6 protein-coding genes are annotated in these 7,579 nt (G+C 66.1%); 4 read left to right on the top strand and 2 right to left on the bottom strand.

Translation table 11 applies throughout. The features are described from left to right. Positions 1-1,886, bottom strand: a 1,886-nt coding sequence (gene paaZ, locus EXR94_14190) for a phenylacetic acid degradation bifunctional protein PaaZ (protein ID MSR03864.1), incomplete at its 3' end; no start/stop codon positions are given. A gap of 4 nt (positions 1,887-1,890) precedes the next feature. Continuing rightward, a complete protein-coding gene (pcaF, locus tag EXR94_14185) occupies positions 1,891-3,108 on the bottom strand; it encodes a 3-oxoadipyl-CoA thiolase (protein ID MSR03863.1) in 1,218 nt (405 codons plus the stop codon). A 37-nt stretch (positions 3,109-3,145) separates the two neighbouring features. On the opposite strand from pcaF, the gene EXR94_14180 reads away from it, so the two are divergent. From EXR94_14180 to EXR94_14165, 4 genes are read left to right on the top strand one after another with little or no spacing between them, the layout of a single operon-like run. Next, a complete protein-coding gene (locus EXR94_14180) occupies positions 3,146-3,922 on the top strand; it encodes a 2-(1,2-epoxy-1,2-dihydrophenyl)acetyl-CoA isomerase (GenBank protein ID MSR03862.1) in 777 nt (258 codons plus the stop codon). After that, positions 3,912-5,087 carry a 3-hydroxybutyryl-CoA dehydrogenase gene (locus EXR94_14175; GenBank protein MSR03861.1) on the top strand — a complete coding sequence of 392 codons (1,176 nt, stop codon included), beginning with the start codon at positions 3,912-3,914 and terminating at the stop codon, positions 5,085-5,087. Before EXR94_14180 ends, EXR94_14175 begins: the two co-directional genes overlap by 11 nt. Next, positions 5,084-5,515, top strand: coding sequence for a hydroxyphenylacetyl-CoA thioesterase PaaI (gene paaI, locus EXR94_14170; GenBank protein ID MSR03860.1), 432 nt, complete (start codon positions 5,084-5,086; stop codon positions 5,513-5,515). Before EXR94_14175 ends, paaI begins: the two co-directional genes overlap by 4 nt. Positions 5,516-5,525: 10 nt before the next feature. Next, positions 5,526-7,571: a pyruvate dehydrogenase gene (locus tag EXR94_14165; GenBank protein ID MSR03859.1), complete on the top strand. Its 2,046-nt coding sequence runs from the start codon at positions 5,526-5,528 to the stop codon at positions 7,569-7,571. The last annotated feature ends 8 nt before the right edge of the window (positions 7,572-7,579 follow it).

Genomic DNA, 7,579 nt, shown 5'->3' with positions numbered 1-7,579 from the left:
ATGGTATCGCCGGGGTAGACGGGCTTGGTGAAGCGGAGCCGCTCGAGCCCGTAGTTGGCCAGCACCGGCCCCTTCGGCGGATACACGAACAACCCAGCCGCGGCCGAGAGCACGAAATAGCCATGCGCTACCCGGCGCCCGAACAGGGAGTCCTTCGCGGCCATTTCGTCGGTGTGGGCATAGAAGTAGTCGCCCGAGATGCCGGCAAAATTGACGACATCGGCTTCGGTGACGGTCCGACGATGGGTGAACAACGTGTCACCCACTTGGATATCGTCGAAGTACTTCGAGAAGGGGTGGGCGACATCGGTCGGGGTGTCGGCGCCCTTCATCCACACCTTCATGACGTGGGTCAACGTTTCCGGATGACCCTGCAGCGCGGTCCGCTGGAGATAGTGCATCACACTCCGCATCCCGCCCATTTCTTCGCCGCCGCCGGCCCGGCCCGGCCCGCCGTGCACCAATTGCGGCATCGGCGACCCGTGGCCGGTTGATTCCTTGGCCGAGCGCCGGTTGACCAGCATCAACCGGCCGTGGAACGCGGCCGTGCCGAGCACGACCTCGCGGGCCACTCGGTCATCGCCGGAAAAGAGCGAACCGCAGAGACTCCCTTTGCCCCGTTTGGCCAGCTCACAGGCATCGGCCACGGTTCGATAGCCCATCACGGTGCTGACCGGTCCAAAGACCTCGATGTCGTGGACTTCGCTCCGCCGGAGCGGCTCGGCGCAGTGAAGGAGCATGGCGGGGAAGAAGGCGCCCCGGGTCCGATCGGCACCGGTCACCGAAAAATCGTCATAGTTGCCGTACACGACTTCGGCCGCGGCCTTGATTCCGTCGACGTTCTTCCGGACCTCGGCCACCTGGGCCTTGGAGGCGAGCGGTCCCATCCGGACGCCGTCGACCGACGGATCCCCGAGGGTGGCCCCGGCCAGCCGCTTGCCCACCGCCCGAATCACCTCGTCGACGACGCTGTCCGGCACCATGATCCGGCGAACGCCGGTGCACCGCTGGCCCGCCTTCAACGTCATTTCCCGGCCAATCTCCTTGATGAAGAGATCGAACTCCTCGGTGCCGGGCGTGGCGTCGGGGCCAAGCATGCAGAAGTTGAGGGAGTCGGCTTCCATGTTGAAGCGGATCGACTCTTCGATGATTTTCGGATGGGCCTTGAGCTTCCGGCCGGTGGACGCCGACCCGGTGAAGGTCACCACGTCCTGGCAGGTCAGGTGCTCGAACAGATCGCCGACCCCGCCGATGATCAATTGGAGCGCGCCCTCAGGCAGGATCTTCGCGTCGATCATGCTCCGGACCATCAGTTCGGTCAGGAAACTGGTGGCCGAAGCCGGCTTGACGATGGCGGGCATCCCGGCCAAGAACGTCGGCGCCAGCTTTTCGAGCATGCCCCAGCACGGGAAGTTGTAGGCGTTGATATGGACGGCCACGCCCTCGAGCGGTACCGCAATATGGCGGCCGACGAAGGTCCCGCCCTTGGACAGCGCCTCGAGATCGCCGTCGATGTAGAAGGTCTCGTCGGGCAGCTCCCGGCGGCCCTTGCCGGCGTAGCTGAAGAAGGTCCCGATCCCGCCTTCGATATCGACCCAGGAATCACTCTTCGTGGCCCCGGTGGCCGCCGACAGGGCGTAAAAATCGTCCTTCCGCGCCATCAGATGCTGGGCCATGGCCTTGAGCATCCGGGCCCGCTCGTGGAAGGTCAGTTTCCGCATCGCGGGGCCGCCGACCCGGCGGCCGTACTCGAGCATCGTCTTGAAGTCGAGCCCGTTGTTCCCGACCTCGGCCACCGGATCGCCGGTAACGGCGTGTACGAGGGTGGTGGCGTTGCCGGCGCCGGCGACCCACTGTCCTTCGGCATAGGATGTCAGAGTGCGCATAGTGTCAGATCCGTTCGATGACCGCGGCCATGCCCTGCCCGACCCCGATGCACAGGGTCACCAAGGCGTAGCGGGCCTTCTTGTCTTCCAACTCGTGAGTGGCCGTCAGCACCAGCCGGGCCCCCGACATGCCTAACGGGTGACCGAGCGCGATGGCGCCCCCGTTGGGATTGAGCCGGGGGTCATCCGAGGCAATGCCGAGTTCGGCGGTGCAGGACAGGACTTGAGCGGCAAAGGCCTCGTTGATCTCGATCACATCCATCTGGTCGAGGGTCATGCCAAGCCGGGCGAGCAGTTTCCGGGTGGCGTGGACCGGACCGATGCCCATGATCCGGGGCTCGACCCCGGCCACCGCCGTGCCGAGAATCCGGGCCCGGGGCGTCAACCCGGAGGCCTTGAGGCCGGCGTCCGAAGCCAGCAGCAGCGCACAGGCCCCATCGTTCAGACCGGAGGCATTCCCGGCGGTAACTGAACCCTTCCCGTCGGTCCGAAACGCCGGTTTCAGCCGGGCCAGGCCCTCCATGGTGGTATCGGCCCGGATGAACTCATCGTGCTCGAACCGGGTCGGCTCTTTACCCTTGCCGGCAGCCGGGATCGTGACCGGCGCGATTTCCTTCGCAAACCGCCCCCGCGCTCGGGCATCGGCCGCTTTGATCTGGGAATGGTGGGCAAACCGGTCTTGGTCTTCCCGGCCGATGGCGTGGGTCTCGAGCAGGTTCTCAGCCGTCTGCCCCATCGGATCGACCCCGTACCGCTCTTTCATCTTGGGATTGACGAACCGCCACCCCAAGCTGGTGTCGAACATCTCGATGTCCCGCGCAAACGCCGTCTTCGCCTTGCTCAGGACGAACGGCGCCCGGGTCATCTGCTCGACCCCGCCCGCGATGTAGAGGTCGCCATCCCCCGTCATGATGGCCCGCGCCGCGTGGGCCACCGCCGCGAGCCCTGAGGCACAGAGTCGATTCACCGTCTCCCCTGCCACGGAAGGAGGCAGCCCCGCCAAGAGCGCCGCCATCCGCCCCACATTCCGATTGTCCTCCCCCGCCTGGTTGGCACACCCCAGAATGACGTCAGCAATCAGCCCCAAATCGAGCGCCGAGTGCCGAGCGCCGAGTGCCGAGATCGCCGAGGCGGCAAGATCATCGGCCCGAACCCCCGCGAGACTGCCACCAAGGCTTCCGATCGGGGTTCGGACGCCGTCGACGATATACGGAGTATGCATAGTGGTGCTAATTTACACGCCTCAGAACGGGGGTGCGATGAGCGAAGCGACAGTCCTATTCGAACGGCGTGACGGGGTGGCCCGGGTGACCCTGAACCGGCCGGATGTCCTGAACAGTTTCAACGATGCCATGTTCGAGCGACTGTTGGCCGTGCTGGCCGAGATCAAGGCCGACCGGACCATCCGGGCTGTCCATATGACGGGCGCGGGACGGGGGTTTTGTGCCGGCCAGGACATCACCGGCTCCAATATCTCCGGCGACTTGGCCAAACACCTCGACGACACCTGGAATCGGGTGGCCTTGGGCATCCGGCATCTCGAGGTTCCGGTCGTGGCCGCTGTGAACGGCGTGGCGGCCGGCGCGGGCGCCAACCTCGCGCTGGCGTGCGACTTCGTGCTGGCCGCCGAGGAGGCGTCGTTCATCCAGGCCTTCATCAATATCGGGTTGGTTCCCGACACCGGGGGGTCCTGGACCCTCCCGCACCTCGTCGGGCGGGCACGGGCCACCGCGGCCCTGATGCTCGGTGACAAGATCCCCGCCAAACAGGCCGCCGAGTGGGGCATGATTCTCAAGGCCGTGCCGCTCGCCTCGCTTGAATCGGAAGCCTGGGCTTTGGCCGCCCGCTTGGCCGCCATGCCAACGCTGGCCCTGGGCCTGACCAAGCGGCTCATCAACGCCTCGGCCACCAACAGCTTCGAGCAGCAGCTGGTCATGGAAGGCGAATTCCAGTCGATTGCCGGGAAGAGCCATGATCACGCCGAGGGCATTGGCGCCTTCAAGGAAAAGCGGAAACCGAATTTCCATGGCCGCTAGCGTCGCCGTCCTTGGCGCCGGCACCATGGGGAGCGGGATCGCCCAGGTTGCCGCGGCCGCCGGTCATTCGGTCATCCTGGCCGACCCCTTTGCCGGGGCAGTGGACCGGGCCCGCGCGGCCCATGCGAAGACCATGGCCCGTGAAGTCGAAAAGGGCCGGCTCACCGCCGCTGCCGCCGAGCAACTGGCAGGCCGGATCTCATATCTGACCCCGGCCACCGGCGATTTTTCCGCGCTGGCCGGCGCCGATCTGGTCATCGAAGCGATCCTCGAAGACCTTTCGATCAAGCAGGCAACCTTCAAGGGCCTCGACGCCGTCGTCGGACCTGACGCCGTGCTCGCGACCAATACCTCGTCGCTGTCGGTCACGGCCATTGCCTCCGCCTGTACCCGCCCGGAGCGGGTGATCGGGATCCACTTTTTCAACCCCGCGCCGGTGCTGCCACTGGTCGAGATCGTGCCCGGGGTACTCACCGACCCCGCGGTCACCAGCGAGTCGCGGGCGTTGCTCGACGCCTGGGGTAAGACGACCGTGATCGCCTCCGATACGCCGGGCTTCATCGTCAACCGGGTGGCCCGGCCGTTCTACAGCGAAGCCCTCCGGATTTTCGAAGAAGGGCTCGCCGACAAGGCCACGATCGACTGGGCCATGCGGGAGGCCGGCGGCTTCAAGATGGGGCCGTTCGAGTTGATGGACTTGATCGGCAATGACATCAACTACGCGGTGTCGCAATCGGTGTTCGAAGCGTTCGGATACGATCCGCGGTACCGTCCGTTCTTGAGCCAGCGCCGGTTGGTGGACGGCGGGTTGTTCGGCCGAAAGACCGGCCGCGGGCATTTCGACTACCGGGCGGGCGCCGTCAATCCCGAGCCGACCAAGGACCGCAATCTCGCCGTCGCCGTTTTCCCCCGGATCTTGGCGGTGCTGATCAACGCCGCGGCCGACGCCCTGTTCTGGCGAGTGGCCACCCGCGACGATCTCGATCTCGCGATGACGAAGGGTGCCAATTACCCGAAGGGCCTGCTCCACTGGGCCGACGGGATCGGCCCAGCGGAGATCCTGGAACGACTCGATCAGTTGTACCGGGAGTATGGCGAAGACCGCTACCGGGCGAGCCCCCTGCTCCGCCGGATGGTCCACGAGGGCGGGAGTTTTTACTCATGACCGAGATCGACCCCCAACAACGGGCCGAGCGAGTGGCGACCAGGATGCTCCGGGACGATGCTTACAGCCGGTGGCTTGGCGTCGAGATCCTCGAGATCGCCCCGGCCCGGGCGGTGCTCCGGATGACGATTCGCCCCGAGATGTGCAACGGCTTCGGCGTCTGCCACGGCGGGGTGTCGTTCGGGTTGGCGGACACCGCGTTTGCGTTTGCCTGCAACACCCAGGGCAATCTGGCCGTCAGTATCGAGAACAGCATGACCTACCCCGCCGCGATCCGGCCGGGCGAGGTCGTGACGGCCACCGCCACCGAATCGGCCCGCAGTAACCGAATCCTCTACTATAACGTCCACGTGACCAAGGCCGACGGCACGGTCGTGGGCCTCTTCCGAGGCACCGCCTACCGGACCGAGAAGCCGCATCAGATTTGACGGCCATCTCATGACGCAGCCCATCGATTGGAAGCGGGTCTACCGCCTCTCCCACGTGTCCCGTTTGCTCGACGACATCGAAGAGACCAAGCTGGTCCCCGAGAAGAAGGTGGCCTATCAGTTCACGGCTCGCGGGCATGATGTGCCCCAGGTCATCTTGGGCCAATACCTGACCCATCCCCACGACGCCGTGAGCGCCTATTACCGGTCCCGGCCCTTGTTGCTGACGTTAGGCTTGTCGATTCCCGACGCCTTTGCGGGGCCGATGGGCAAGTCCGGCGGTTTCAGCGACGGCCGCGACATCGGGGTCGTCTGCAACTTGCCGAGGACCCCGGGGCCGGTGGTATTGCCGATGTCGGGCGATGTCGGTTCGCAGTACACTCCCTGTGCCGGGTGGGCCCAGGCCATCACCTATCACCGGGACGTGTTGGGCGACACGAGCTACGAGGGCGCCATCGGCTGCGTCCTCGGCGGCGATGCCAGCGTCGCCACCAACGGTTTCTGGGCCTCGCTCACCATGGCGACCACGCTCAAACTGCCGATGCTGTTTTACATCGAAGACAACGGTTACGGCATTTCGGTGCCGTCCTACCTCCAGACGCCCGGCGCCAACATCGTCGACAACCTGGCCTCGTTCAAGAATCTCCGGCTTTCTCAGGGCGACGGCACCGACCCGGCCGAGGCTTCCAGGCTCTTTGCCGAGGCCGTGGGGTACGTTCGGGCCGGCCACGGGGCGGCGATGGTTCGTCTGACCGTGCCCCGCCTTTCCGGCCACTCGGGTCAGGATACCCAGGCGTACAAACCCGCCGAACTGGTGGCGCGGGAACGGGGCAACGATCCGCTCCCCAAGCTTCGGACCTTCCTGGCCGCTGGCATTCTCTCCGAGGCGGAACTCACCGCCGTCGAAGCCTCGGCCCGGACCGAGGTCGAAGCCGGCCTGGCGGCGGCGCTGGCCCGGCCCGAACCGAGCCTCGCGAACGTGACCAAGCACCGGTTCGACGATGCGGTGGCCGCCCGGGGCGGCTTGGCGCCCTCGGGGCATACCTTCCCGGACTCGAGCGAAGTTCCGGCACCCGACGGTCCACGGATCAACCTGCTGACGGCCGTTCGCCGGGCGCTCGAGGCCGAGCTTCGGACCAATCCGAAAGCCCTGTTGTTCGGCGAGGACGTCGGGCCCAAGGGAGGGGTCCACGCCGCCACGTTAGGTCTCCAAGATGCCTTCGGCGACAAGCGCGTCTTTGACACGAGCCTGTCCGAGGAAGGCATCATCGGGCGGGCGGTGGGCATGGCCCTCGCGGGGTTGATGCCGATCGCCGAGATCCAATTTCGGAAGTACGCCGACCCGGCCACCGAGCAACTCAACAATTGCGGCACGATCCGGTGGCGGACCAACAACCGGTGGGCGGCGCCGATCGTCGTCCGGATGCCTGGCGGCTACGCGCCCAAGTGCGGCGACCCCTGGCACAGTGTCTGTGGCGAGGTGTCGTGGGCCCACGCGGTCGGCTGGCAGGTGGCCATCCCGTCGAACGCGGAGGATGCGGTCGGGTTGATCCGGACCGCGATGCGGAGCAACAATCCCACGATCTTCTTCGAGCATCGAGCCCTGCTCGACGGAACCTGGGCCCGGCGCCCCTATCCAGGCGACCAGTTCGTCGTCCCGTTCGGGAAGGCCCGAACCATCCTCGAGGGCGACAAGCTCACCTGCGTCACCTGGGGCGCCATGGTCGAGCGCTGCGAGGCGGCCGCCAAGAAGACCGGCTCGGCCGTCCATGTCCTCGATCTTCGCACCATCGCGCCGTGGGATAAGGCCGCCGTGCTGGCGTCGGTCAAGAAGACCCGGCGGTGCCTGATCGTGCACGAAGACACGCTCACCGCCGGATTCGGCGCCGAAATCAGCGCGACGGTGGCGGATGAGGCGTTCCTTTCGCTCGACGCGCCGATCAAGCGGATCGCGATTCCCGACGTGCCGACGCCGTACAACGTCGCTCTGATGAACGCGGTCCTGCCCCAAGTCGACGCGATTGCCGCGATGATGGCCGAGTTGATGGAGTTCTGATGACAATG

Source organism: Gemmatimonadota bacterium (genome assembly GCA_009692115.1).
GTDB lineage: Bacteria > Gemmatimonadota > Gemmatimonadetes > Gemmatimonadales > GWC2-71-9 > SHZU01.
This window is presented reverse-complemented; position numbering and strand designations above follow the sequence as displayed.

Bases quoted from the DNA above. Each gene is read 5' to 3' on its own strand.
- paaI (MSR03860.1), top strand. From the start codon at position 5,084: ATGACCGAGATCGACCCCCAACAACGGGCCGAGCGAGTGGCGACCAGG.
- EXR94_14180 (MSR03862.1), top strand. From the start codon at position 3,146: ATGAGCGAAGCGACAGTCCTATTCGAACGGCGTGACGGGGTGGCCCGG.
- EXR94_14165 (MSR03859.1), top strand. From the start codon at position 5,526: ATGACGCAGCCCATCGATTGGAAGCGGGTCTACCGCCTCTCCCACGTG.
- pcaF (MSR03863.1), bottom strand. From the start codon at position 3,108: ATGCATACTCCGTATATCGTCGACGGCGTCCGAACCCCGATCGGAAGC.
- EXR94_14175 (MSR03861.1), top strand. From the start codon at position 3,912: ATGGCCGCTAGCGTCGCCGTCCTTGGCGCCGGCACCATGGGGAGCGGG.